The organism is Klebsiella sp. 7-CIP_Kleb. (assembly GCF_050378655.1).
GTDB classification, from domain to species: Bacteria; Pseudomonadota; Gammaproteobacteria; order Enterobacterales; family Enterobacteriaceae; genus Klebsiella; species Klebsiella quasipneumoniae.
Genome location: NZ_JBNRLJ010000002.1, coordinates 674,030 through 697,271, shown reverse-complemented (window position 1 = coordinate 697,271; position 23,242 = coordinate 674,030). Strand labels below are relative to the sequence as shown.

At 57.0% G+C, this 23,242-nt stretch carries 26 protein-coding genes; 6 read left to right on the top strand and 20 right to left on the bottom strand.

Features of this window, described 5'->3' with window-relative positions:
• Positions 1 to 66: 66 nt before the first annotated feature.
• Entirely contained in the window at positions 67 to 816 is a 750-nt protein-coding gene (dsbG, locus tag ACQUTI_RS11005) for a thiol:disulfide interchange protein DsbG (protein ID WP_004885845.1), read from the bottom strand.
• 410 nt (positions 817 to 1,226) lie between these two features.
• Between dsbG and ahpC the strand changes: the two genes are divergently transcribed.
• Both ahpC and ahpF read left to right on the top strand, forming a co-directional pair.
• The gene (ahpC, locus tag ACQUTI_RS11000; RefSeq protein ID WP_002894394.1) at positions 1,227 to 1,790 is read left to right on the top strand and encodes an alkyl hydroperoxide reductase subunit C; all 564 of its coding nucleotides are present in this window, start codon (positions 1,227 to 1,229) and stop codon (positions 1,788 to 1,790) included.
• 242 nt (positions 1,791 to 2,032) lie between these two features.
• Positions 2,033 to 3,598 (top strand): alkyl hydroperoxide reductase subunit F, encoded by a 1,566-nt coding sequence (gene ahpF, locus ACQUTI_RS10995; protein ID WP_428923260.1) that lies wholly within the window; start codon positions 2,033 to 2,035, stop codon positions 3,596 to 3,598.
• Positions 3,599 to 3,675: 77 nt separating this feature from the next.
• Here ahpF and uspG read toward each other — a convergent pair whose 3' ends face one another.
• The 4 genes from uspG to dcuC all read right to left on the bottom strand — a co-directional run bounded on the left by uspG (position 3,676) and on the right by dcuC (position 7,145).
• On the bottom strand, positions 3,676 to 4,104 hold the full coding sequence (gene uspG / locus ACQUTI_RS10990) for a universal stress protein UspG (RefSeq protein ID WP_002894401.1): 429 nt from the start codon (positions 4,102 to 4,104) through the stop codon (positions 3,676 to 3,678).
• A gap of 188 nt (positions 4,105 to 4,292) precedes the next feature.
• Positions 4,293 to 4,703, bottom strand: coding sequence for a nucleoside diphosphate kinase regulator (gene rnk, locus ACQUTI_RS10985; RefSeq protein WP_004885849.1), 411 nt, complete (start codon positions 4,701 to 4,703; stop codon positions 4,293 to 4,295).
• A gap of 178 nt (positions 4,704 to 4,881) precedes the next feature.
• Complete coding sequence (gene rna / locus ACQUTI_RS10980; protein ID WP_048323383.1) at positions 4,882 to 5,679, bottom strand: ribonuclease I; 798 nt, start codon at positions 5,677 to 5,679, stop codon at positions 4,882 to 4,884.
• A 92-nt stretch (positions 5,680 to 5,771) separates the two neighbouring features.
• Positions 5,772 to 7,145, bottom strand: a complete 1,374-nt coding sequence (gene dcuC, locus ACQUTI_RS10975; protein WP_108450605.1) for an anaerobic C4-dicarboxylate transporter DcuC — start codon at positions 7,143 to 7,145, stop codon at positions 5,772 to 5,774.
• 337 nt (positions 7,146 to 7,482) lie between these two features.
• Between dcuC and pagP the strand changes: the two genes are divergently transcribed.
• Both pagP and cspE read left to right on the top strand, forming a co-directional pair.
• A complete protein-coding gene (gene pagP / locus ACQUTI_RS10970) occupies positions 7,483 to 8,001 on the top strand; it encodes a lipid IV(A) palmitoyltransferase PagP (RefSeq protein ID WP_004885852.1) in 519 nt (172 codons plus the stop codon).
• A 194-nt stretch (positions 8,002 to 8,195) separates the two neighbouring features.
• Positions 8,196 to 8,405: a transcription antiterminator/RNA stability regulator CspE gene (gene cspE / locus ACQUTI_RS10965; RefSeq protein ID WP_002439184.1), complete on the top strand. Its 210-nt coding sequence runs from the start codon at positions 8,196 to 8,198 to the stop codon at positions 8,403 to 8,405.
• Between the two features lie 67 nt (positions 8,406 to 8,472).
• On the opposite strand, the gene crcB is transcribed toward cspE, so the two are convergent.
• Positions 8,473 to 8,856, bottom strand: coding sequence for a fluoride efflux transporter CrcB (gene crcB, locus ACQUTI_RS10960; RefSeq protein ID WP_002894459.1), 384 nt, complete (start codon positions 8,854 to 8,856; stop codon positions 8,473 to 8,475).
• Between the two features lie 89 nt (positions 8,857 to 8,945).
• Between crcB and ACQUTI_RS10955 the strand changes: the two genes are divergently transcribed.
• Positions 8,946 to 9,734 carry a deaminated glutathione amidase gene (locus tag ACQUTI_RS10955; RefSeq protein WP_043521639.1) on the top strand — a complete coding sequence of 263 codons (789 nt, stop codon included), beginning with the start codon at positions 8,946 to 8,948 and terminating at the stop codon, positions 9,732 to 9,734.
• 242 nt (positions 9,735 to 9,976) lie between these two features.
• A complete protein-coding gene (gene tatE, locus ACQUTI_RS10950; protein ID WP_004885862.1) occupies positions 9,977 to 10,183 on the top strand; it encodes a twin-arginine translocase subunit TatE in 207 nt (68 codons plus the stop codon).
• Between the two features lie 180 nt (positions 10,184 to 10,363).
• Here the strand turns inward: tatE and lipA are convergent, their stop codons facing one another.
• The 14 genes from lipA to lptE all read right to left on the bottom strand — a co-directional run bounded on the left by lipA (position 10,364) and on the right by lptE (position 23,237).
• Complete coding sequence (lipA, locus tag ACQUTI_RS10945) at positions 10,364 to 11,329, bottom strand: lipoyl synthase (protein ID WP_004885864.1); 966 nt, start codon at positions 11,327 to 11,329, stop codon at positions 10,364 to 10,366.
• 180 nt (positions 11,330 to 11,509) lie between these two features.
• Positions 11,510 to 12,469: a YbeF family transcriptional regulator gene (locus tag ACQUTI_RS10940; protein ID WP_017899088.1), complete on the bottom strand. Its 960-nt coding sequence runs from the start codon at positions 12,467 to 12,469 to the stop codon at positions 11,510 to 11,512.
• A 130-nt stretch (positions 12,470 to 12,599) separates the two neighbouring features.
• Positions 12,600 to 13,244, bottom strand: coding sequence for a lipoyl(octanoyl) transferase LipB (gene lipB / locus ACQUTI_RS10935; RefSeq protein WP_004885871.1), 645 nt, complete (start codon positions 13,242 to 13,244; stop codon positions 12,600 to 12,602).
• A 104-nt stretch (positions 13,245 to 13,348) separates the two neighbouring features.
• Positions 13,349 to 13,612, bottom strand: a complete 264-nt coding sequence (gene ybeD / locus ACQUTI_RS10930; RefSeq protein ID WP_002894474.1) for a DUF493 family protein YbeD — start codon at positions 13,610 to 13,612, stop codon at positions 13,349 to 13,351.
• Positions 13,613 to 13,724: 112 nt separating this feature from the next.
• Positions 13,725 to 14,924: a D-alanyl-D-alanine carboxypeptidase DacA gene (gene dacA, locus ACQUTI_RS10925; protein WP_002894539.1), complete on the bottom strand. Its 1,200-nt coding sequence runs from the start codon at positions 14,922 to 14,924 to the stop codon at positions 13,725 to 13,727.
• A gap of 139 nt (positions 14,925 to 15,063) precedes the next feature.
• Positions 15,064 to 16,206 (bottom strand): endolytic peptidoglycan transglycosylase RlpA, encoded by a 1,143-nt coding sequence (gene rlpA, locus ACQUTI_RS10920; protein WP_004885873.1) that lies wholly within the window; start codon positions 16,204 to 16,206, stop codon positions 15,064 to 15,066.
• 11 nt (positions 16,207 to 16,217) lie between these two features.
• The gene (gene mrdB, locus ACQUTI_RS10915; protein WP_004885876.1) at positions 16,218 to 17,330 is read right to left on the bottom strand and encodes a peptidoglycan glycosyltransferase MrdB; all 1,113 of its coding nucleotides are present in this window, start codon (positions 17,328 to 17,330) and stop codon (positions 16,218 to 16,220) included.
• Positions 17,330 to 19,231, bottom strand: coding sequence for a peptidoglycan DD-transpeptidase MrdA (gene mrdA, locus ACQUTI_RS10910; RefSeq protein ID WP_004885880.1), 1,902 nt, complete (start codon positions 19,229 to 19,231; stop codon positions 17,330 to 17,332). The genes mrdB and mrdA overlap by 1 nt, the downstream gene beginning before the upstream one ends.
• 27 nt (positions 19,232 to 19,258) lie before the next feature.
• Complete coding sequence (gene rlmH, locus ACQUTI_RS10905; RefSeq protein ID WP_002894620.1) at positions 19,259 to 19,726, bottom strand: 23S rRNA (pseudouridine(1915)-N(3))-methyltransferase RlmH; 468 nt, start codon at positions 19,724 to 19,726, stop codon at positions 19,259 to 19,261.
• A 3-nt stretch (positions 19,727 to 19,729) separates the two neighbouring features.
• A complete protein-coding gene (rsfS, locus tag ACQUTI_RS10900; protein ID WP_002894623.1) occupies positions 19,730 to 20,047 on the bottom strand; it encodes a ribosome silencing factor in 318 nt (105 codons plus the stop codon).
• A gap of 223 nt (positions 20,048 to 20,270) precedes the next feature.
• The gene (locus ACQUTI_RS10895; RefSeq protein ID WP_048323398.1) at positions 20,271 to 20,900 is read right to left on the bottom strand and encodes an adenosylcobalamin/alpha-ribazole phosphatase; all 630 of its coding nucleotides are present in this window, start codon (positions 20,898 to 20,900) and stop codon (positions 20,271 to 20,273) included.
• Positions 20,901 to 20,972: 72 nt separating this feature from the next.
• The gene (gene nadD / locus ACQUTI_RS10890) at positions 20,973 to 21,623 is read right to left on the bottom strand and encodes a nicotinate-nucleotide adenylyltransferase (RefSeq protein ID WP_023319968.1); all 651 of its coding nucleotides are present in this window, start codon (positions 21,621 to 21,623) and stop codon (positions 20,973 to 20,975) included.
• Entirely contained in the window at positions 21,616 to 22,647 is a 1,032-nt protein-coding gene (gene holA / locus ACQUTI_RS10885) for a DNA polymerase III subunit delta (protein ID WP_004885888.1), read from the bottom strand. The genes nadD and holA overlap by 8 nt, the downstream gene beginning before the upstream one ends.
• Positions 22,647 to 23,237, bottom strand: a complete 591-nt coding sequence (lptE, locus tag ACQUTI_RS10880) for an LPS assembly lipoprotein LptE (RefSeq protein ID WP_004885890.1) — start codon at positions 23,235 to 23,237, stop codon at positions 22,647 to 22,649. Before lptE ends, holA begins: the two co-directional genes overlap by 1 nt.
• Positions 23,238 to 23,242 lie beyond the last annotated feature (5 nt).

Genomic DNA, 23,242 nt, shown 5'->3' with positions numbered 1-23,242 from the left:
TAATATATCTTATTGTCGATAGCGGCGCCAGCGGTGGTTGTTGTCTGGCGCCACTCCACAATAAGATTATTTCTTTTCACCCATCATAATTTGTAGCTTCTCTTTATCCGGCAGGCCGACCACCTGCTGCAGCATATTGTCCTTATTCATATAATAAATGGCTGGCGTGACGTTGGCCCCCAGATCGTCCATCAGCTGCTGATTGACGTTGAGCATTTTCATTTTCTCGGGCGGGATAGCCTTCGGTATCGTCAGGGCCATTTTGCCGTTCGATTGCTCGTAATCGTGCCAGGTTTTCGCCGGATCTTTACTGGCGAGAATCGCTGCGGCAGTGACCGGGCTCTCCGGCTTGATCACGCCCACCAGCAGGGTGCGGATCTGCACTTTACCGGCGTCCACCCAGGGACGGGACTGCTGCCAGAACTGTTTGCAGTAAGGGCAGAAGGGATCGGCAAAGACATATAGCACGATGGGGGCGTCTTTGTTGCCATCCTGCAGCCAGTGGGCGCTGGCCATCTTCTTCCACATCTCTTGTCCCGCCGGCGTGTAGAGCTCTTTTTGAAACAACTGCTCGCTGAGGTTGTTGCCGTTCTCGTCATACATATAGCCGGAAATGGCATGTTTGCCGTCTGGCGTGAGGTAGATGGCGACGCCCATATCCTGGTATTTACCCAGCCAGCCTTTCATTCCCCCCGGCGCGTCAAAGGGTTTGATGATAGTAATGCCTTGTTTTTCAATAGCTTTTACCGGGGCGGGTAGTTCTTCCGCATAGCTGCAAAAAGGCAAAAGGCTGAGCAACAGCAGACGTTTTAACATGAGTATTCCTTGTAAAATCAGCAGGAAAGGAAGAAAGATTGCCAAACCTATTACAGTTATAGGCAGGATCAGCAGAACGACGGATTGCCCTTTCCTGGCGTGGGTGATGTAATCCTGGATGCTGTTACATTAAGGTAATGTAGAGCGCAACACATAGCCAGTCTGACTGGCGCTGAACCTACCTTCGGGTATTTCAGGTAACGGGGCCGCCTGAAAAGGTGGCCTTTTTACTTTTGTCGCGGCAAATGATGCGAAAAACAGCGAACAGCGCTGAACGCGTCGCCAGGTTCACAAAGTTGTCTTGTTCCGGTTGTTAGATAACGCTTATTGATTCGATAATGTAAACGCATTGGTCGGGTCAGGAAAAATTCGTTAACTTAGACCTCAACGAAAACACGGAGGAAGTATAGATGTCCTTAATTAACACCAAAATCAAACCGTTCAAAAACCAGGCATTCAAAAATGGTGAATTCATCGAAGTCACCGAGAAAGACACCGAAGGCCGCTGGAGCGTCTTCTTCTTCTATCCGGCTGACTTCACCTTCGTCTGCCCGACCGAACTGGGCGACGTGGCTGACCATTACGAAGAACTGCAGAAGCTGGGCGTAGACGTTTACTCTGTTTCTACCGATACCCACTTCACCCACAAAGCGTGGCACAGCAGCTCTGAAACCATCGCGAAAATCAAATACGCGATGATTGGCGACCCGACTGGCGCCCTGACCCGTAACTTCGACAACATGCGTGAAGATGAAGGTCTGGCTGACCGCGCCACCTTCGTGGTTGACCCGCAGGGTATCATCCAGGCAATCGAAGTTACCGCTGAAGGTATCGGCCGTGATGCGTCTGACCTGCTGCGTAAAATCAAAGCGGCGCAGTATGTTGCTTCCCACCCAGGCGAAGTGTGCCCGGCGAAATGGAAAGAAGGCGAAGCGACGCTGGCTCCATCTCTGGACCTGGTCGGTAAAATCTAAATTTCCGTCGCCTTTCACGCTATAGCGGCGTTGGCGTTGCCTGCTCACCCCGATCACTTACAGGTGTAAGCTCCCGGGGATTGTCAGGCTAGCCGCCTTGCTCTGGCGCGAAATGCTCAGGAAATTGCGTAGATTATCAGGGCGCTTTGGCGCCCATTTTATTCCAACATCATGATGCAAGCGCATTCAGGCAGCCTGACAAGGCCGCTTGCATGATGATGTTTTAAGCCCAGGAGATAACAATGCTCGACACCAACATGAAAACCCAGCTCAAGGCCTATCTTGAGAAGCTGACTAAGCCTGTTGAGCTGATTGCCACGCTGGATGACAGCGCTAAATCGGCAGAAATCAGGGAACTGCTGGCTGAAATTGCTGAACTGTCAGACAAAGTCACCTTTAAAGAAGACAACACGCTGGCGGTACGCAAGCCATCGTTCCTGATTACTAACCCAGGTTCCGACCAGGGCCCACGCTTTGCGGGCTCCCCGCTGGGCCACGAGTTTACCTCGCTGGTGCTGGCGCTGCTGTGGACCGGCGGTCATCCGTCGAAAGAGGCCCAGTCTCTGCTGGAGCAGATCCGCGATATCGATGGCGACTTTGAGTTTGAAACCTACTACTCGCTCTCCTGCCATAACTGCCCGGACGTAGTCCAGGCGCTGAACCTGATGGCGGTGCTCAACCCGCGTATCAAACATACGGCGATTGACGGCGGGACGTTCCAGAATGAGATCACCGAGCGCAACGTGATGGGCGTGCCGGCGGTGTTCATGAACGGCCAGGAGTTTGGTCAGGGACGGATGACGCTGACGGAAATCGTCGCCAAAGTGGATACCGGTGCGGAAAAACGCGCAGCGGAAGAGCTGAATCAGCGTGACGCTTACGATGTGCTGATCGTCGGTTCCGGCCCGTCCGGCGCGGCGGCCGCGGTTTACTCTGCGCGTAAAGGGATTCGTACCGGCCTGATGGGCGAACGCTTCGGCGGCCAGGTGCTGGATACCGTGGATATCGAAAACTACATTTCGGTGCCGAAAACCGAAGGCCAGAAGCTGGCCGGGGCCCTGAAAGCGCACGTTAGCGACTATAACGTCGATGTGATCGACTCCCAGAGCGCGACCAAACTGACGCCGGCGGCGACAGAGGGCGGCCTGCACCAGATCGAAACCGCCTCCGGCGCGGTGCTGAAGGCGCGCAGCGTCATCATTGCCACCGGGGCGAAATGGCGCAATATGAACGTGCCTGGCGAAGATCAGTATCGCACCAAGGGCGTAACCTACTGCCCACACTGCGACGGTCCGCTGTTTAAGGGCAAACGCGTGGCGGTAATTGGCGGCGGTAACTCCGGCGTGGAAGCGGCTATCGACCTGGCGGGCGTCGTGGAGCACGTGACCCTGCTGGAATTCGCACCGGAGATGAAGGCCGACCAGGTGCTGCAGGATAAAGTCCGCAGTCTGAAGAATGTCGATATCATTCTCAATGCGCAGACTACGGAAGTGAAAGGCGACGGCAGTAAGGTCACCGGTCTGCAGTACCGTGACCGGGTGAGCGGCGATGAGCATCATGTCGCGCTGGCGGGTATTTTCGTGCAGATCGGCCTGCTGCCTAACACCACCTGGCTGGAAGGCGCGGTTGAGCGTAACCGTATGGGTGAGATCGTCATCGATGCGAAGTGCGAAACCAACGTCAAAGGCGTATTCGCCGCCGGTGACTGCACCACTGTGCCGTACAAGCAGATTATTATCGCGGCAGGGGAGGGGGCGAAAGCGTCGCTGAGCGCCTTTGACTACCTGATCCGCACGAAAACCGCATAACAAGTCAGACAATAGACCTGCATAACCAAGAGGCTACCCTGGGGTAGCCTCTTTTTTTATGCTCTTTTTCTTCACCCTTACCTGACGACCATCACCGGGATATGGGCATGACGGATGACGCTCGAGGCGTTGGATCCCAGCAGGTGGGTACTGATGGAGGGATTGCGTGAGCCAATCACCACCACGTCGGCGTTTATTTCACTGGCCAGTTCGTTGACCATGTCGCGCACGCTGCCGAAACGCACATGCAGCTTGATACGTGAGGGGTCAATGCTGAAATGGCTGACCATGGTCTGCAGGCGGGTTTCCGCCTCATGCTGCAGATGCTCCTCAAAACGCCGCAGGTCGGCGGTAAACCGGCTCATGGTGAAGCTCGCTGAACCGGGTAATACGTGGAGCAGATGGATCACCCCGTCCTGCTGGGCCAGAAACTCCGCGTGCCGGACGGCTTTATCGCTCAGCGCCATCTCAAAGACATCAACCGGCATAATGATAGTCTTATACATATGCAATCCTCCTTGTTCGTTTGCGTCTATATCAACATATTATATGCGGATATTGTGTCATTCAGGTCGCAAAACTGTCAGTCAGGCAGGCGCAAAGCGTAAAAAAAGGTTAGCGGGGGGCAAGACAGCAGAAAGAGGATGTGTGGACATCCTCTGAATAAAGCGCGATACGCCTCAGGCAGCGGAGATTAGCGGTGGAATTCGCCAGCGGCTTCCGGCTGGTACAGCAGCGCCAGCACTTCCAGGTGCGTCGACGCCCCGCCCGGCAGCTCCCAGTGAATGGTGCTGCCGACCTTGAGGCCGAGCAGAGCGGCGCCCACCGGCGCGAGGACCGAGAGCTGGCTGGCGCTGTCGGTCACCTGCGACGGAAACACCAGCGTCCGCACGCGCTCTTCGCCGCTGGTTAAATCGCGGAATTTAACCGTACTGTTCATGGTGACGACATCGTGCGGCATCGCTTCTGGCGCCAGCATTTGCGCGCGGTCGAGCTCGTCGTTCAGGGCATCGGCAACCGGCGAGCTGGCGAAAGCTGGCTGCTCCAGCAGCCTGTCGATACGTTCGGCATCCAGTTCGTTAATGATGATTGCGGGTCTGGTCATTGCATACTCCATGTTATCCAGGAACCTGTCCGTAAAAGAAAACCCTCGCCGAAAAAGGCAAGGGTTAAGGTTCTCCCATCATACTGAGAGTTGCCGGCAGTTTGAAGTGATGAAACGCACAATCAGCGCGCAACGACCCCCGGCGAACGACGTTTTCTGGTCAGCACGCCGCGTCGCGCTAGTGGCCAACCTTATCGAGGATAAACTGCGCGCCGCAGTTACCTGGGTGAGGCTGAGGCAAAAAGGCGGAAGTGGCCAGCGGGGCATTGATGGTCGCGGCGTTGAGCGAGATTTGCATCTCGGTCAAATAGGCCGGATTACCGTTACAGGTTAATTTAAACGCCTTCACGCTCTGCGGACCCCAGGCGCGGGCCACAGCGGCGTCGAAGTCGGCGCGGCTAACGGTTTGGCCATAGTGTTTGGCAAGGAAATCGCCTACCGGGCTGCGCTTAATTTCTCCATTCAGGCGCACCATGGCGCCAAAATAGCTGTCGGGATCGAAGCCGAAGCAGACGCCATGTTTGGCGTATTCGTAACGTTCGAGGCAGGAGGCGCCGCCCGCGCCCGGCATCACGCTATTCAGTTTGTTGGCCATCTCCAGCGACAACCCGGTCTCCGCCGCCTGACATTTTCGGTTCGCTTTCACCTCCGGCATGTCGGGCACCGGGCGCGTGGCGCAGCCGTAGCGCATCCAGCGTCGTTCATCCACTCCGCGCGCGGCAATGGACTTTGGCAGCCCGGGCCACAGGCCATGCACGGTCAGAAAATCGGCTTTATTCGCGGTTTCCTGCTGCAGGCGACACTCTTCCGGTTCGTTGCGGTTACGGTCATACATGCTCTGACAGAATCCGGTTTGCCAGGAGAGGGCCAGGACATAGCGGTCAAAATCAGCGTATCGCGTCGCGGTGAGCGGTTCAGCGCCGGCCTGAGTGGCGGTAAGCACAAGGGCAAGCGCGGCGAATTCCTTCCTGAACATGTTTATTCCTGATTGTGGATGGCAAAAGATAACGGGGGGTTATTAAAGCATAAAAAAGGCGCCTGCTGGCGCCTTTTCACGTGGTTAGACCATTAGTGGACCGCGCTGCCGGGGACGAGGATCTCGGTCGCGACGATCACCACCAGCAGGCCAACCATCACCGGCACCGTGGTGCGTTTGACCACTTCGAACGGGGAAATCTTCGCCATCCCGGCGACGGCCACCACCACGCCAGAGACTGGCGATATTGTGCGGCCAAGGTTTGAAGCCTGCAGCATCGGGATCGACAGATAGGCCGGATTGATGCCGGAGGAGTGCGCCAGCTTGGGGATCATCTCGACAAAGGCGTAGAACGGGGCATTGCCGGAGCCGGTGGTCATCGCCGCCAGCATGGTCAGGATCACCAGCACCAGCATCAGAATAATACTGGCCGAGCCGAAGGAGGTAGCGATGGAGATCAGACCATTGATGAAGCCGATGGTGCTTAATCCCTGAGCAAAAACGCCGGCGGCGACCAGCAGCATCACCACGCCGGCGAAGGCGTCAGCCATCCCGCGGTAGGCGACTTCCAGTCCGCTGAAGACGTTTTTGGTGTTGAACCCGCGCAGGAATTCGAGGATCGCCGCCAGCAGCATGCAGCCGACGAGGATGGTAATAATGTGCAGTTCCGGTCCCCATTTGCCATCGAAGATCAGCACGCCAATAATAGGCGTAAACGGCAGGATGGCGTACAGCGCCGGAGCGTTGGTGGTGATCTCGTTGACGTCGAGCATTTCGTGGGAAATGTTCTCTTTTTTATCCAGGTAGCGCTGCCAGAAGAAGTGGGCGATCGCCATGCAGATGATAGCGGCGATGGAGATCGGCAGCGTGGTCTTAAAGGCAAAGTCGATCAGCGGCATTTCGGCCGCTTTGGCCGCCAGCACGACGTCGCCCGAGGTGGGCGAAAGGATAATCGCCGCCGGCGAGGCGCAGATGGCCGCCGCCGCCCCGCGGCTGATACCGACGTTTACCATCACCGGGAACAGGGTCGCCATCAGCAGCACGCCGAGGCCGGTCGCGGAGGAGACGGCCAGTGACATCAGGCAGGCGACAAAGTAGGCGGCAATCATCAGCAGATAGGGCGAATTGATATAGCGCAATGGCTTTGAGGCTAATTTCACCACCATATCATTGGCGCCAATATGAGTCATATAAGTGGCAAAGCCGCACAGCATCATGATCATCATACCCAGATCGCCGCCACGGCTCATGAGGAGAATCTTAATGTATTCAATAATGTCAGTGGCGGAGTAACCGGTGCCCGCGGTATTGCCTGGTAAGACTTTATGTCCCAGCAGGGCGCTGACGATCAATAAGATTAAGCCCCCGACGAACAGCACCCCGGTGGCCGAGTAGCCTTTGATGATATAGCGGGCGACGCCCACAATGACCACGATCCCGATCAGGATCTCAATAAACGTCAGCATTTATTACCCCTAAGCCCAAAGAATATGTAGTGAAAAAGCGTCACACCAAATTTTAATGTGCGAATGTGCCGAAAAAACGGACGAAACTCGCTGATGCAAATCAATAAAGCGACAAGAACTACGCGTCCCCGTTACGCCTGGATATAATCACCAGATGGATAGTTAAGTGGTTCTGATGGTCAGCGGGAGAAAATCAGGAGTTTGCCTTATTTCGTTCAACCTGTATTGAGACTATCTTTGCTATTTTAGGTGGCTTTTAAATGAAAGTGGTAATAGAAAAGTGTTGATGTTACGTCGTTTTTCATTGTTTTCTCTTGGTTTTTTAGGATGGTTATTGGTGTCCGGAAACGCCAGCGCGTCGTTTTCATCGACCCTTAGCGAAGGTTACCATACCTTAAGTAATAACGTTGCGCAGACCTGGAACGAGCCAGAGCACTATGATCTGTACGTTCCAGCCATCACCTGGCACGCGCGCTTTGCCTACGATAAGGAAAAGACGGATAAGTATAACGAACGTCCGTGGGGGGCCGGTTTCGGCGTCTCCCGCTGGGATGAGAAAGGGAACTGGCACGGTCTGTACCTGATGGCGTTTAAAGACTCTTTCAATAAGTGGGAGCCCATTGGCGGCTACGGCTGGGAGAAAACCTGGCGCCCGCTGACGGATCAGAACTTCCGCCTCGGTCTCGGCTATACCCTTGGGGTGACGGCGCGCGATAACTGGAACTACATTCCGATTCCGGTGATCTTGCCATTAGCGTCAATAGGTTACGGTCCGGCAACGTTCCAGATGACCTACATTCCCGGCACCTACAATAACGGTAACGTTTACTTCGCCTGGGCTCGCATACAGTTTTAATTCGCTAAGTCTTAGCAATAAATGAGATAAGTGACGCGTCTTGTGGAAAAACAAGGACTAAAGCGTTACCCACTAAAAAAGATAGCGACTTTTATCACTTTTTAGCAAAGTTGCACTGGACAAAAGGTACCACAATTGGTGTACTGATACCCGACACAGCATTAGTGTCGATTTTTCATATAAAGGTAATTTTGATGTCTAAGATTAAAGGTAACGTTAAGTGGTTTAATGAGTCCAAAGGATTCGGTTTCATTACTCCGGAAGATGGCAGCAAAGATGTATTCGTACACTTCTCTGCAATCCAGTCCAACGGTTTCAAAACTCTGGCTGAAGGTCAGCGCGTAGAGTTCGAAATCACTAACGGTGCCAAAGGCCCTTCTGCTGCAAACGTAATCGCTCTGTAAGCAACGCGTCAGTAGAATATAAAAACCCGCTAAACAGCGGGTTTTTTTTTGCCTGTTGATTACGCCTTTAGCGGCTGGCGGCCTGCGAGAAGAGCCAGAAGGCGACAGCCGTCATGGCAAACGAACCCAGCAAGTTCACCGCAACGTTGAGGAGCGCCCAGCTCACTCGCCCCTGCTGCAGAAGAAACACCACTTCCGCAGAGAAGGTGGAAAAGGTGGTCAACCCGCCGCAGAAACCCGTGGTGATCAGTAGCTTCCACATCGGGTCAATGCCGGTCAGTCGATTAAACCACGCCAGCCCGGCGCCGATCACAAAGGCGCCTAACAGGTTGGCGGTCAGCGTTCCAATAGGGATAGCATGGTGCACAGGATTAAGCTTCATGCCGAGCCACCAGCGCAAAACGCTGCCGGTGCCGCCGCCAATAAAAACGGCGCAAAGAAGTTGAAACACGGTCGTTTCCTGCTATTTGATGTAAGAGAGTGTCAAGTGTAGCGCGCAACGGGCGCAATTGGCTATTCATAACCTGACGGGAGAAAAACATGCGGGTAGCGGCAGGGCAGTTTATCGTCACGCCAGTATGGCAGACGAATGCGCACACTTGTGTGGCGATGATGCAGCAGGCGGCGCGTGAAGGGGCGGCGCTGCTGGTGCTGCCGGAGGCGTTGCTGGCACGTGATGACAACGACCCGGATCTGTCGGTAAAATCGGCCCAAACGCTGGATGGGGCGTTTTTGCAGCTGCTGCTGGCCGAGAGCGCGCGTAACGGCCTGACGACGATCCTGACGCTGCATGTGCCGTCGGGGGAGGGAAGAGCAACCAACACGCTGGTGGTATTGCGTGAAGGGAAAATCATTGCCCATTATCACAAACTTCATTTATACGACGCCTTCGCAATGCAGGAGTCCCGGCGGGTGGATCCCGGCAGGCAAATTCCCCCGGTGATTGACGTGGCGGGATTTCGCGTTGGCCTGATGACCTGTTACGATCTGCGTTTTCCGGAACTGGCGCTGTCGCTGGCGCTGAACGGTGCGCAGCTGCTGGTGCTGCCCACCGCATGGGTGAAAGGGCCGCAAAAAGAGCATCACTGGGCGACGCTGCTGGCGGCGCGCGCGCTGGACACGACCTGCTACGTCGTGGCGGCAGGCGAATGCGGGACGCGTAACATCGGGCAGAGCCGCATCATCGATCCGCTGGGGACCACCGTGGCGGGCGCGGGGAGCGAGCCGCAGCTGATCTATGCCGATATTTCCGCAGACTACCTTACGCGGGTTCGCGAGCGTTTGCCGGTGCTGCAGAACCGACGGTTTGCGCCACCGCAATTATTGTGACGTTTTTTTAAACAAGGCTTGATTCACCTTGTTACAGATTGCTATTGTGTCCGCGCGCCAAATACCCGTATTGTTTATCCCAATAATTCGCTGTGCACGTCAGGACGGACACCCCAGCGCTCACTCCCGGAGGGGAGGCCTCGGGCTGAATCACGCGGCCCGCGCACAGGTGGATTACAATATGACGGATAAATACGTGTATGATGGCGTATTCGCAGCTTGTATAGAGAAGAAGGTTAGCTATGGGTGAGATTAGTATTACCAAACTGCTGGTAGTTGCAGCACTGATTATCTTAGTGTTTGGTACCAAGAAATTACGTACGCTGGGCGGCGACCTGGGTTCGGCTATCAAGGGCTTTAAAAAGGCCATGAACGAAGATGACGATAGCGCGAAGAAAACCACCGCTGAAGACGAAGTACCGGCGCAGAAGCTCTCTCATAAAGAGTAATTCTCCGGCTGCGTCCCCTGGCGGGATGCGGAAGGTTCGGCGAAGAGGCCGCGACGTTTACGTTGCGGCCTTTGTCGTTTTTATCGACGCCGCTCAGGAAAGATGCAACTAATTGTTACGGGAAGGCGAAGCGGAGAGCGCCGCTGCGCCGGGAAGTGACGCAGCGGGAGAAGCGGCAGGTTATTTAACTTCCATCCCTTTAGCCTGCAGGTCGGCATGATAGGAAGAGCGAACGAAGGGGCCGCAGGCGGCGTGGGTGAAGCCCATCGCCATGGCTTCTGCTTTCATCTCTTCAAACTCTTCCGGGCTAACGTAACGCTGCACTGGCAGGTGGTGACGGCTCGGCTGCAGATACTGGCCTAACGTCAGCATGGTGACGCCATGACGGCGCAGGTCGCGCATAACTTCGATGATCTCGTCGTTGGTTTCGCCCAAGCCCACCATCAGGCCGGATTTTGTCGGGATCTCCGGGTGCGCTTCTTTAAAACGCTCCAGCAGCTTCAGCGACCAGTTGTAATCCGCGCCCGGACGCACCTGACGATAGAGGCGCGGTACGTTTTCGAGGTTGTGGTTGAAGACGTCCGGCGGGGTCACCGTCAGAATCTCCAGGGCGCGATCCATGCGGCCGCGGAAATCCGGGACCAGCGTTTCGATTTTAATCGTCGGGTTTTTCTCGCGAATGGCGCTGATGCAGTCGGCAAAATGCTGTGCGCCGCCATCGCGCAGGTCGTCACGGTCCACCGAGGTGACCACCACGTAGCGCAGCCCCATATCGGCGATAGTTTGCGCCAGCTTCTGTGGCTCGTTCGCATCTGGCGCGACCGGGCGGCCATGCGCGACGTCGCAGAATGGGCAACGGCGGGTACAGATCGCACCGAGGATCATAAAGGTCGCGGTACCGTGGTTGAAGCATTCTGCAAGGTTCGGGCAGGAGGCCTCTTCGCATACGGAGTGCAGGCCGTTCTTACGCATCGCTGCTTTGATTCCCTGGATACGGGACGAGTCTGCCGGAAGTTTGATTTTCATCCATTCCGGTTTTCTGAGCAGAGCTTCACGCTCAGTTGCCACGTTCTTCACCGGGATAAGGGCCATTTTATCGGCGTCGCGGTACTTAACACCGCGTTCCATCACAATGGGTTTACTCATAGCGTGCGTGTTCCAGTTGCGAGTCACGAAGGAAAGCGAATTAATTCAATGAAATGTTGCAATTATCAACTATTTTTGAATCAAGAGCAGGCAGTATACCATTGAAAAGGGGCAGAAAGCAGCCTGCCTGCCCGGCAAATTGTAAAATAGTTGTTGTTTTATCCTTTTCCCTTCCGTGCGCTACGCCTTAAACGCCTGGATCACGGTCTCAATGATCTCTTTCAGCAATGGCTCTTTCCCGCTCTGCTTATTGAAATGCAGCGCAACATCAATCTGTTCTTCCCGCAGGGAGGGAACATCCAGGGTTTGCAGCGGCCAGAGACGGGATACCATGGCGAACAGGCGCTCGGTGGTTAGCCCCAGCATATCGCTCTCGGCGATCATTGCCGCCTGGGTCAGCAGGTTGAAGGTGCTGAAACCGCAGCGGCGCTCGCCCATCTCCTCCTGCAGTCGACGATGCAGCGTAGGGTAGCGCTGGCCTTCAGGCAGCAGCAGCGCAAACTCGTATTGCGCGAGGGCGGATTCATCTTGTGGACCGTCCAGCGCAGGATGCCCAGCGCGGCAGTACATCTGCACCCGATCCTGATACAGCACGTGATGGCTTAGCGCCTGACCGCTGTGCAGATGGGTGTCGATTAACAGATCCACCTGGCGCTGGTCGAGCTGCCGCGCGGCGTCGGTAAGGGCGATGTTGTGCAGCAGGATCTGCGGAAAGGCCGGCTTCAGCGCGCTGGCCAGGCAAGGCATCAGCAGCGCCCCCATGGCTGGCGTAGTGGCGATAGTGATCACCCGCTGCTGGTCCGGGCTGCCGGTGATATCCAGCGCGCTAAGGAAAGCCTCCATACCGCGGCTGATGTACTGGTGAAGGTGGGTGGCATAGGCGGTGGGCGTCACGCCCTGGCCTTTGCGGATAAACAGCGGATCGGGGAACAGCGCCCGCAGTTTGTTAATTGACTGGCTAATGGCCGACGGCGTGATATTGAGTATCTTCGCGGCATTGACGATACCTTTGTGTACATACACGGCTTCGAAGATGGTCAACAGATTGAGGTCAATATTACGCAGGATGCGAAACATCTGACGGTCGTAACGTTCGTCCTGTCTGTCAGGAGATTCTGACGGCGGCGTATTCTCTGGCACGCGATGAGTCCGGTTGGGAATGATAGGCCAAGTATAGCGGCCCGCGGCGTTGCCGTGCGTGACAATTGATTGCAAAAATAATGTGTTACTTGTTCAGCCCCCCGCCGTAAGCGGGGCGCTGATCTGCCGCTTAACCCTGAGGCAGGTATTCGTGCGGGGGATGGTTCAACAGCGCCAGCAGATTGGCGACCAGCCGCGGAGCGACAGTCTCCGGGGTGGCTTCCGGTAGCCACTGACGCATTTGCGTCATCTCCATACCGGCATAGCCGCAGGGGTTGATACGCAGAAACGGCGTCAGATCCATCGCGATATTGAGCGCCAGGCCGTGGAAAGAGCAGCCTTTACGGATCCGCAATCCCAGAGAGCAGATTTTGCGATCGCCGACGTAGACGCCAGGGGCATCGGCGCGGGGGTGCGACTCAATCCCATATTCGGTAAGGGTATTGACGACCGTTTGCTCCAGCAGCGTCACCAGTTCACGCACCCCCAGCTTGCGGCGCTTGAGGTTCAACAGGACGTACATTACCTGCTGTCCCGGGCCGTGATAGGTTACCTGGCCGCCGCGATCGCTTTGGATCACCGGAATATCACCGGGCACCAGCAGGTGTTCCGCTTTGCCGGCCTGACCCTGGGTGAAGACCGGGTGATGTTCTACCAGCCAGATCTCATCGAGGGTATCTTCATCACGGGCGTCGGTAAATTCATGCATCGCCTGCGAGACGGGTTCGTAAGGTTGCAGGCCAAGCTGCCGGATTAGAATTTTATTGTGCTGCAAAACAACATCTCCGCCGGGAAGAGAGAATTCAGGTCGGGGAGTATATCACAGCCGTGTGAAAGGGAATGAGAAGACCCGGCACGGCGGCCGGGTCAGGGAAAGGGTTACAGCACCATCCGAACGATATCGATATTGCCTAACTCTTCGTACAGCGTTTCCACTTGTTCAATGTGGGTGGCGTTGATGGTGATGGAGACCGAGTGGTAGTTACCTTTGCTGCTCGGTTTTACTGACGGCGAGTAATCACCAGGCGCATGGCGCTGTACCACTTCCACCACCTGATCAACCAGCTCAGGCAACGCCTGCCCCATTACTTTGTAAGTAAATGGCGTAGGGAATTCAAGCAGTTCGTTAAGTTTGGTTTTCATGTCAGCTCCGGTGTTACGACAAAATAATAACTCCCACCAAGGGCGGGAGTTATCAGGTTACTTGGATGAATAGTATATGGGGATGGAAATCACACTTTCAAGCGTTCGATTTTTAACCAAACCAGTGGTGGAACATTAATTTAATGTAATCAATAATTTTACCGAAGAAATTACCTTCCGGAATTTCCTGCAGCACCACCAGCGGGCGCTGGTCAATGGTTTTACCATCCAGCTGGAAGTTAATGGTGCCGACGACCTGGTTTTTCTGCAGCGGGGCATGCAGCTCAGTGTTATTCAGCACGTAGCTGGCTTTCAGATCTTTCATCCGGCCGCGCGGGATGGTCAGGTAGACGTCTTTATCCACCCCCAGCGAAGCGCGATCGCTGTCGCCGAACCAGGCTGGTTCGGATGCAAACTCTTTGCCGGCTTTAATCGGGTTGACGGTTTCGAAGAAGCGGAAGCCCCAGGTCAGTAGTTTTTTGCTTTCCGACTCACGCCCTTTGAACGTCCGGCCGCCCATTACCGCCGAGATCAGACGCATCTGGCCTTCGGTGGCGGAAGCGACGAGGTTGTAGCCTGCTTTGTCGGTGTGGCCGGTTTTGATGCCGTCGACGTTCAGGCTGTTATCCCACAGCAGGCCATTACGGTTCAGCTGGCGGATGCCGTTGAAAGTGAACTCTTTCTCACGATAGATCGAGTATTCGTTCGGCACATCGCGGATCAGCGCCTGGCCAATCAGCGCCATGTCGCGCGCCGAGCTGTACTGGCCGTCAGCGTCGAGGCCGTGAACGGTCTGGAAATGGGTGTTTTTCAGGCCGAGGGCGTTGACGTAGTTGTTCATCAGGCTGACGAAGGCATCCTGGCTGCCGGCGACATAGTCGGCCATCGCCACGCAGGCATCGTTACCGGACTGCAGGTTGATACCGCGGATCAGCTGGGAAACCGGCACCTGCATCCCCGGTTTGAGGAACATCAGGGAAGAGCCTTTGAATACCGGGTTGCCGGTGGCCCAGGCGTCGTTGCCGACGGTGACCAGATCGGACTCTTTGAATTTGCCCGCTTTCATCGCCTGACCAATAACATAGCTGGTCATCATTTTGGTCAGACTGGCCGGGTCGCGGCGGGAGTCGGCGTTGTTTTCAGCCAGCACCTTGCCAGAATTGTAATCGATAAGGATCCAGGATTCGGCGTCAATCTGCGGGGCGCCTGGGATCATCGTTTTGATATTCAGGTCATCGGCGCGGGCAGCGGAGGAGAGCGCTGCAACGGAGAGCGCCGTGATGAGTAAACGAGCGGTGAAAGAGGTCTTCATGGTCAGAACAACGGCATCCGTGATGGAGTTAAAAAAAGTGCCTTACTATAGCAAATGCTCTGCGGGCCAGCATCCGACATTGCGCATGAGTTTGTTAATGACTTTTACATGCGCAAGGTGAACGGGCTGCCCGCGGCCTTTAGTTGGCGCGAGTAATAAAGGACTGCAGCTGCGCTTCGCTTTGCAGGCGCTGCTGAACGGCGCTGGCCTGCGCCTTGTCGGCAAATGGTCCCAGCTGAATACGCCACACCGCGCCGTTTTGCATGACGCGGCCTGGCACAGAGAACTGCTGGCTCAGACGCTGCTGATACTGCTGCGCCCGCGCCTGGTCGCTCACTGCGCCCACCTGGACGACAAAGTTACCGCTGGCGCTGGAGGTGGCGGAAGAGGAAGCGGCAACGGCGCCGGCGGCTGCGGCCGCTGCGGGCGCGACGCTACCCTGGATGGAGCCGGGGGCGGTCACCGGCGCTGCTGGCGTGGCGCCGGCGGCAGGTGCGGTCGCGGTGGCGGCCGCGGGTTCGCTGCTCTCCAGCACGCCGCTGTTCAGCGGCGTCGGGGCGCCGAGGAAACCGCCGCTGTTCACCGGAGCGCCAACGCTATCTTCCGGCTTCAGCGTGCTGTTGCTGATCGGGCGAACGTCAGTTGGCGCAGGCTGGTTCATGCCAGCAGCGTCACCGCCGTCCAGATTCGGACGGGCGGGCAGAGCGTAAGTCTGTTTGGCGACGGTGGTACAAGCCATTCCCGGGCCGGAAAGCGAACCGTCAGGCGCGACGATGATGGGGTCGATACGCACTTTGGTGTTGTTCGAGGTGTTCAGGCGGTCGGCGGACGCGCGCGAGAGCGAGATAACCCGATCGTTGCCGTAGGGACCGCGATCGTTAATCCGCACGACGATCATGCGCCCGTTGGCGAGGTTGGTGATCCGCGCATAGCTCGGGATCGGCAGCGTCGGGTGCGCCGCGGTCAACTGCGTCGGGTCGAAGGTTTCACCGCTGGCGGTCAGGTTGCTGTTGGGTTCCGCGTCATAGATCGCCGCGAAACCGGCCTGAGTAAAGTTTGCCGGATCCTGGACGATTTTGTAGCGCTTACCGTCGCGCTCATAATCCTGATTCGCCGTCGCGTTCGGCGTTTCATACTGCGGATCGGCGCCGCTGATCTCAACCGTCGGGCCATTACAGACGGCCGGCTGTGGAGTACTGACCGTCTTTTGTTGCACGTCATCACTCGAACATGCCGCCAGCAGCCCCGCTGCTATGCAGATCCCCAGCCATTGCTTACGCATTGCGAACCCCTTTAAACGCTTTTCGACAACATTTTTCTGTGGGTATGGATCGACATCACGATACCAAACCCGGCCATCAATACGATCAGGGCGGAGCCCCCGTAGCTCACCAGCGGCAACGGTACGCCCACCACCGGTAAAATACCACTCACCATACCAATATTTACGAAGACATAAACGAATAAAATCAACATTAAACCACCGGCCATGACCCGGCCAAAGGTGGTCTGCGCCTGGGCGGCGATCCACAGTCCGCGCATGATCAGCAGAATATAGAGCGCCAGCAGGATCAGCACGCCAATCAGGCCCAGCTCTTCGGCGAGAACGGCGAAGATAAAGTCGGTATGGCGTTCCGGCAGGAACTCCAGCTGCGACTGGGTGCCGTGCAGCCAGCCTTTGCCGCGCAGACCGCCAGAGCCAATGGCAATTTTAGACTGAATAATATGATACCCCGCGCCCAGCGGGTCGGTTTCCGGATCGAGCAGCATCATCACGCGCTGGCGCTGATAGTCGTGCATCAGGAAGAACCACAAAATCGGGATAAAGGCGGCGACCAGCACCACCGCAATGCCGATCAGTCGCCAGCTGAGGCCGGAGAGGAACAGCACAAACAGACCGGAGAGGGCGATCAGAATCGAGGTCCCGAGGTCAGGCTGCGCCGCCACCAGCAGCGTCGGCAGAAAGATCAGCACCAGGGCAATACCGGTGTTCTTCAGCGAAGGGGGGCAGACGTCGCGGTTAATAAAGCGCGCCACCATCAGCGGCACGGCAATTTTTGCAATCTCCGACGGCTGAAAGCGGACGATACCGAGATCCAGCCAGCGCTGCGCCCCTTTGGAGATGGCGCCGAAGGCGTCGACGGCCACCAGCAGAATAATACAGAAAATATAGAGGTAGGGCGCCCAGCCTTCATAGACCCGCGGCGGGATCTGCGCCATGACGATCATGATCACCACGCCCATGGCGATCTGGCCGATTTTACGCTCCATCATGCCGACGTCCTGACCGCTGGCGCTCCAGATAACCAGCGCGCTGTAGGTCAGCAGCGCCAGCAGGATCAGCACCATGGTGGGGTCAAGATGGATCTTATCCCACAGCGATTTTTTGTTCGGATTATCCGTCATTATTGATCCTCCCCTGCGGTCACCGCCGGGTTTTCGCTTGGTAGCGTGGTGTTGTTATCGCCCAGCATGATGTGATCGAGGATTTGGCGCATAATCGTACCGACCGCCGGGCCGGCACCGCCGTTTTCCAGGATCATCGCCACGGCAACCTGCGGGTTGTTATAAGGCGCAAACGCCGTCATCAGTTTATGGTCACGCAGACGCTCAGAGATTCGGTGCGCGTTATAGGTTTCGTTGGCCTTCAGGCCAAACACCTGGGCGGTACCGGACTTGGCCGCGATTTTATACGGCGCGCTGGCGAAATACTTGTGCGCGGTGCCGTTGCCGCGGTTGGCCACGCCGAACATGCCGTCTTTGGCGATTTCCCAGTAGCCGGAATGAATGTCGCCTACCGGCGGCTCATGAGGCTGGACCCACGGAACGGGCTTGCCGTCTTCCACGGTGCTTTGCAGCAGGTGCGGCACTTTCACCACCCCGTCGTTAATCAGGATCATCAGCGCTTTGTTCATCTGGATCGGCGTGGCAGTCCAGTAACCCTGGCCGATGCCCACCGGAATAGTGTCCCCCTGGTACCAGGGTTTCTTAAAGCGTTTGAGCTTCCATTCGCGGGTCGGCATGTTGCCCGAGCGCTCTTCGGCGAGGTCGATACCGGTATAGTGGCCGTAGCCGAACTTGCTCATCCACTCCGCGAGGCGATCGATGCCCATGTCATAGGCGACCTGATAGAAATAGGTATCCGCGGACTCCTCAAGCGCTTTGGTGACGTTCAGGTGGCCGTGGCCCCATTTTTTCCAGTCACGATAGCGTTTTTCCGAGCCGGGCAGCTGCCACCAGCCCGGGTCAAACAGGCTGGTATTGCGGGTGATCACCCCGGCGCTCAGCGCCGAGACGGCGACGTACGGTTTGACCGTCGATGCCGGCGGATAGACCCCTTGCGTCGCACGGTTGACCAGCGGCGTGTTCGGATCGTTGAGCAGGCCGGAGTAATCTTTACTGGAGATGCCGTCGACGAACAGGTTCGGGTCGTAGCTCGGCGTCGAAACCAGCGCCAGAATGGCGCCGGTACGCGGGTCGGTGACCACCACTGCGGCGCGGCTACCAGCCAGCAGCGTTTCGATATACTGCTGCAGCTTGAGGTCAAGGGTGAGGTAGATGTCGCGTCCGGCCTGCGGCGGCACCTCTTTGAGCTGACGAATCACGCGGCCGCGGTTGTTCACTTCAACCTCTTCGTAGCCGGTCTGACCGTGCAGGACGTCCTCGTAATAACGCTCAATACCCAGCTTACCGATGTCGTGGGTCGAGGCGTAGTTGGCCAGTTTGCCCTCTTTATCGAGGCGGTCGACGTCTTTATCGTTAATTTTCGAAACGTAGCCGATGACGTGCGTCAGCGCCGAGTTATAGGGATAGTAACGGCGCTTGTAGCCTTTGACTTCCACGCCGGGAAAGCGGTACTGGTTGACGGCAAAGCGGGCCACCTGCACTTCGCTGAGGTTGACCTTTACCGGAATCGAGGTAAAGCGATGGGAGCGGGCGCGCTCCTTTTTGAAGCCGGCGATATCATCGTCGGTTAAATCGACGACGTCGCGCAGCGCATCCAGCGTTTGCTGCACGTTATCGACTTTCTCCGGCATCATCTCCAGCTGATAAATGGTGCGGTTAAGCGCCAGCGGAGTGCCGTTACGATCGTAAATAATGCCGCGGCTCGGCGGGATCGGCACCAGCTTGATGCGGTTTTCGTTCGAACGCGTCTGATAGTCGTCGAAGCGAACGATTTGCACATTGTACAGGTTGGCGATCAGAACGCCGGTAAGCAGCAAAATCCCCAAAAAAGCGACCAGCGCCCGGCGCACGAACAGCGAGGATTCAGCCGTATAGTCGCGGAAAGAATTCTGTAATTTCATTCGCTGCTCAGTCTACCCTGATCATCATTACTCACGGTGGTACGGATGGTTGGTGGTAATGCTCCACGCCCGATACAGGCTCTCGGCCACCAGTACGCGCACCAGCGGGTGAGGTAAGGTGAGGGTGGAGAGCGACCAACTCTGTTCCGCCGCTGCTTTACAGGCTGGAGAGAGGCCTTCCGGGCCGCCGACCAGCAAACTGACGTCGCGCCCGTCCTGTTTCCAGCGTTCCAGTTCGCGCGCCAGCTGCGGCGTATCCCATGGTTTACCCGGAATATCCAGGGTCACGATGCGGTTTTTACCGGCAGCGGCTAACATCATCTCGCCCTCTTTTTCGAGGATGCGCTTGATATCAGCGTTCTTGCCGCGCTTACCGGCTGGGATCTCCACCAGTTCGAACGGCATATCTTTGGGAAAACGGCGCAGATACTCGCTAAAGCCGGTCTGTACCCAGTCCGGCATTTTGGTGCCAACGGCCACCAGCTGCAACTTCACGCATTAACTCCAGAGTTTTTCCAGCTCGTACAAACGACGGCTCTCTTCCTGCATGACGTGAACCATCACGTCGCCGAGGTCGACGACGATCCAGTCGGCGGCGGCTTCCCCTTCAACGCCCAGCGGCAGCATGCCGGCGGCGCGGGATTCCTGAACCACGTGGTCGGCGATGGACATCACATGACGCGTGGAGGTGCCGGTGCAGATAATCATGCAATCGGTGATGCTGGATTTGCCATGTACATCAATGGCAACGATGTCCTGACCTTTCAGGTCATCAATTTTGTCGATAACAAAATCCTGGAGTGCTTTACCCTGCAAGTGTTCCCCCTGGGTGCGTGAAGATTGATAATCATAAAGAGCCTGACAGTATACCTGAACTGATGAAAAAGTCGGGTGAAATGTCTGTCGGCAGGCGTTCGCGGCGGGGTATCATCCCATCCCTCGCCGAGGATTGCATCGCCATTTTTGTAAAACAATTTTCTGCAAAGCGGCTTTGGCGGATGCTGCCTGGCAGCGGAGAATAGCAGCCTGCTCTGGCCTGTCAATGGTTCGGCGGGAATTCTTCTTCCGACTGCCAGACGGCCTGGCTATTTAATACCCGCAGGGTGGTGAAATCGTCGCGGATTTCGAGCAGGCTCCAGGCGCCATGGGCTATCGGAAAGTGCCACATCGCCGCGGCGGGCATCTGCAACAGCAGGGCGGTCAGCAGGCTCAGAACGCCCTGATGGCCGACGATCAGCAGATGGTCAAGATGGCGGCAGTCGGTCAGCGTGGGGATAAACTCGCTGACGCGGCGGGCAAAACGCTGAAAGCTTTCGCCGTTAGTGGGGGCCGCGTGCTGCCAGTCAGCACACCACGCGGCATAGTTTTGCGCATCTTCTCGTTGAAGGTCGCGATGATGACGCATCTCCCAGTCGCCGAAAAACATCTCATTGAGCGCGGCATGGCATTCGCGCGGGATAGCGCGATCGCCAAGCAGCAGATCGGCCGTTGTCCCGGTCCGCGCCAGCTCGCTACAGAAGACTTTATCGAAAGGCACCGCGCGCAGCCGTTCGCCGAGCGCTCGCGCCTGAGCGACGCCTCGCGGCGTCAGGGGCGTTGGGGCATGGCCGCTGTATAATCCGGCAACGTTGGCTTCGGTTTCGCCATGGCGAACTAACCATAATTTCATGAACAGGCTCTGACGGGCGATGGAGAGGTGGCGTTACCATAGCGCTTTTTTCGCGTCAGGCCCAGCGCGGGGTCAGCAATAGAGACCCTGCTCGCGGATGTAGTCCAGCACCGCGGCCGGCAGCATCTCGGCGCAGGACTCGCCGCGCTCGAGGCGCTGGCGAATGATCGTCGCCGAAATATCGAACCACGGTGTCTCAGCCAGGTAGATCACGCCGGAAGGGCGGCGATGCAGAGATTCCACATCGTGGGTTAAATGGCGATCCAGCCAGCGCTGATCGGCCTCATGGGCCATGGTCAGTGGGTAACCCGGCCGGCGGCAGACAATCAGGTGGACATTGTCGAGGATGGTTTCATAGCGGTGCCAGGTGGGAAAGGTGAGCAGCGAATCCTGGCCAATGATAAACGCCAGCGGCTTGTGCGGCCCCTGCTCCTGGCGCCACTCCTGCAGCGTTTGCGCCGTCCAGGAGGGGGTATCGCGCTGCAGTTCGCGTTCATCGAGCGTGAACAGCGGCTTATCGGCAATCGCCAGCTTCAGCATGTGCACGCGCTGGGCGCTGGTGGCTTCCGGTTGTGGACGGTGCGGCGGGACGTTATTAGGCATGATGATGACCTTGCTCAGGCCAATCTGATTCGCCAGGATCTCGACCGGCTTGAGGTGACCATAATGCACCGGATCGAAGGTGCCGCCATAGATTGCCTGTAAGTGAGTCATATCAACCATCAATAAAAACGTCCGCCAGGGCTTTGTGGCAGAGCAACAACGAAAGACTTTCCAGTTCGGGCCAGACGTCGTACCCGTAATCCTGTTTAAAGGTCAGTTCCGCGCGGGTCAGAAGAGTCACCGCCTGGCGAAGCTGTTCGCCGCTCAGTCGGGCGAGGGCGTCGCTGAGCAGCTGACGGCGGTTTTGCCAGACCCGATGTTTATCAAACAGCGAACGCAGCGGCGTCTGTGCCGACTGGCGCTTGAGGGTCACCAGCAGCAGCAGCTCCCGCTGTAGCGTACGCAGCAGGATCGCCGGCTCGCAGCCTTCAAGACGGAGCTGCTGCAGGACATGCAGCACGCGCTTACTTTTGCCTGCCAGTAGGGCATCGACCCAATGGTAAGGGGTAAAGTGCGCGGCATCGTTCACCGCCTGCTCAACGCGGGGCAGCGTCAGCTTACCGTCCGGCCAGAGTAGCGCCAGACGCTCCAGCGCCTGCGCCAGCGCCAGCAGATTGCCTTCGTAACAGTAGCACAGCAGCTGGCTGGCCGCGTCGTCGAGCTGCAGCTGATGTTGTTTGGCCCGGGCGGCAAGCCAGCGCGGCAGCTGCGCGTATTCCGGCGTCTGGCAGCTGACCTGGACGGCGCGCTGCGCCAGCGCGGTGAGCCACGCGGCATTCTCCTGGGCTTTGGTCAACTTACTACCGCGAACTATCAGCAGCAGGTCGTCGTGCAGCAGACCGACCAGCGTCGCCAGCTGTTCGTTGATCGCCGCGTTGGGGCCATTCTCTGGCAGGATTAGCAACAGGGTTTGCCGGCTGGCAAACAGGCTCATCGCCTGGCTTAAGGCGAAAAGCGCCTGCCAGTCGGTGCTGTTGTCGATAGAAAAGGTATGGTGTTCGGTAAAGCCTTGTGCGGCAGCGGCTTCGCGAATAGCGTCCTGGCTTTCCTGCAATAGCAAAGGATCGTTGCCAAGCAGCAGATAGGCCGCGCGCAGCCCTTCAGTGAGCTGCGCGCGGAGCTGTTCCGGGTACAACCGAATCATCATTGACCCAGCGTGGTGGAGACGCGGTTACCCGAGGACGCCGGCGCGGTGCTGCCCGCGACCGGTTTTTCTTCCTGCTGGGTGGCTTCAACATCCGCTACCTGAACGCTTGGTAGTTTACGAATCAGCTGTTCCGCCGCTTTATCGTACATTTCCTGGATAATCATATCCTGCTCGGCGTCTTTGGCTAACGCCGCCTGCGGGTTATCAAAGAACGAACGATAGACCTTAGTGGTTATCGGATAGATATCGTGACCCGGGATCAGAACGCTGGCATGGACGGTCATGACCATCTGATATTCCGCCGTACGACCGTCCTGGAACACCGAGGCCGTATCTTTCTGAATCGACGAACCATCGAGGCGCAGAGAAGGGACATCTTTACGCAGCGTGCTGGCGTCGATCAGTTCCACGCCGTTAAGACGCAGCTGATTGCGCACCGCGCGGCTTAATGGGCCATTCGGATCGCTCGACTGGAAAATCATGGTTTTCATGGTGGTGGGCACCTTGGTAGTGCTACGCAGATGCCAGCCACAGCCGGCGGTGGCAAGCACCGCCAGAGATAACAACATTGTTACCAGATATCGCACGCTTC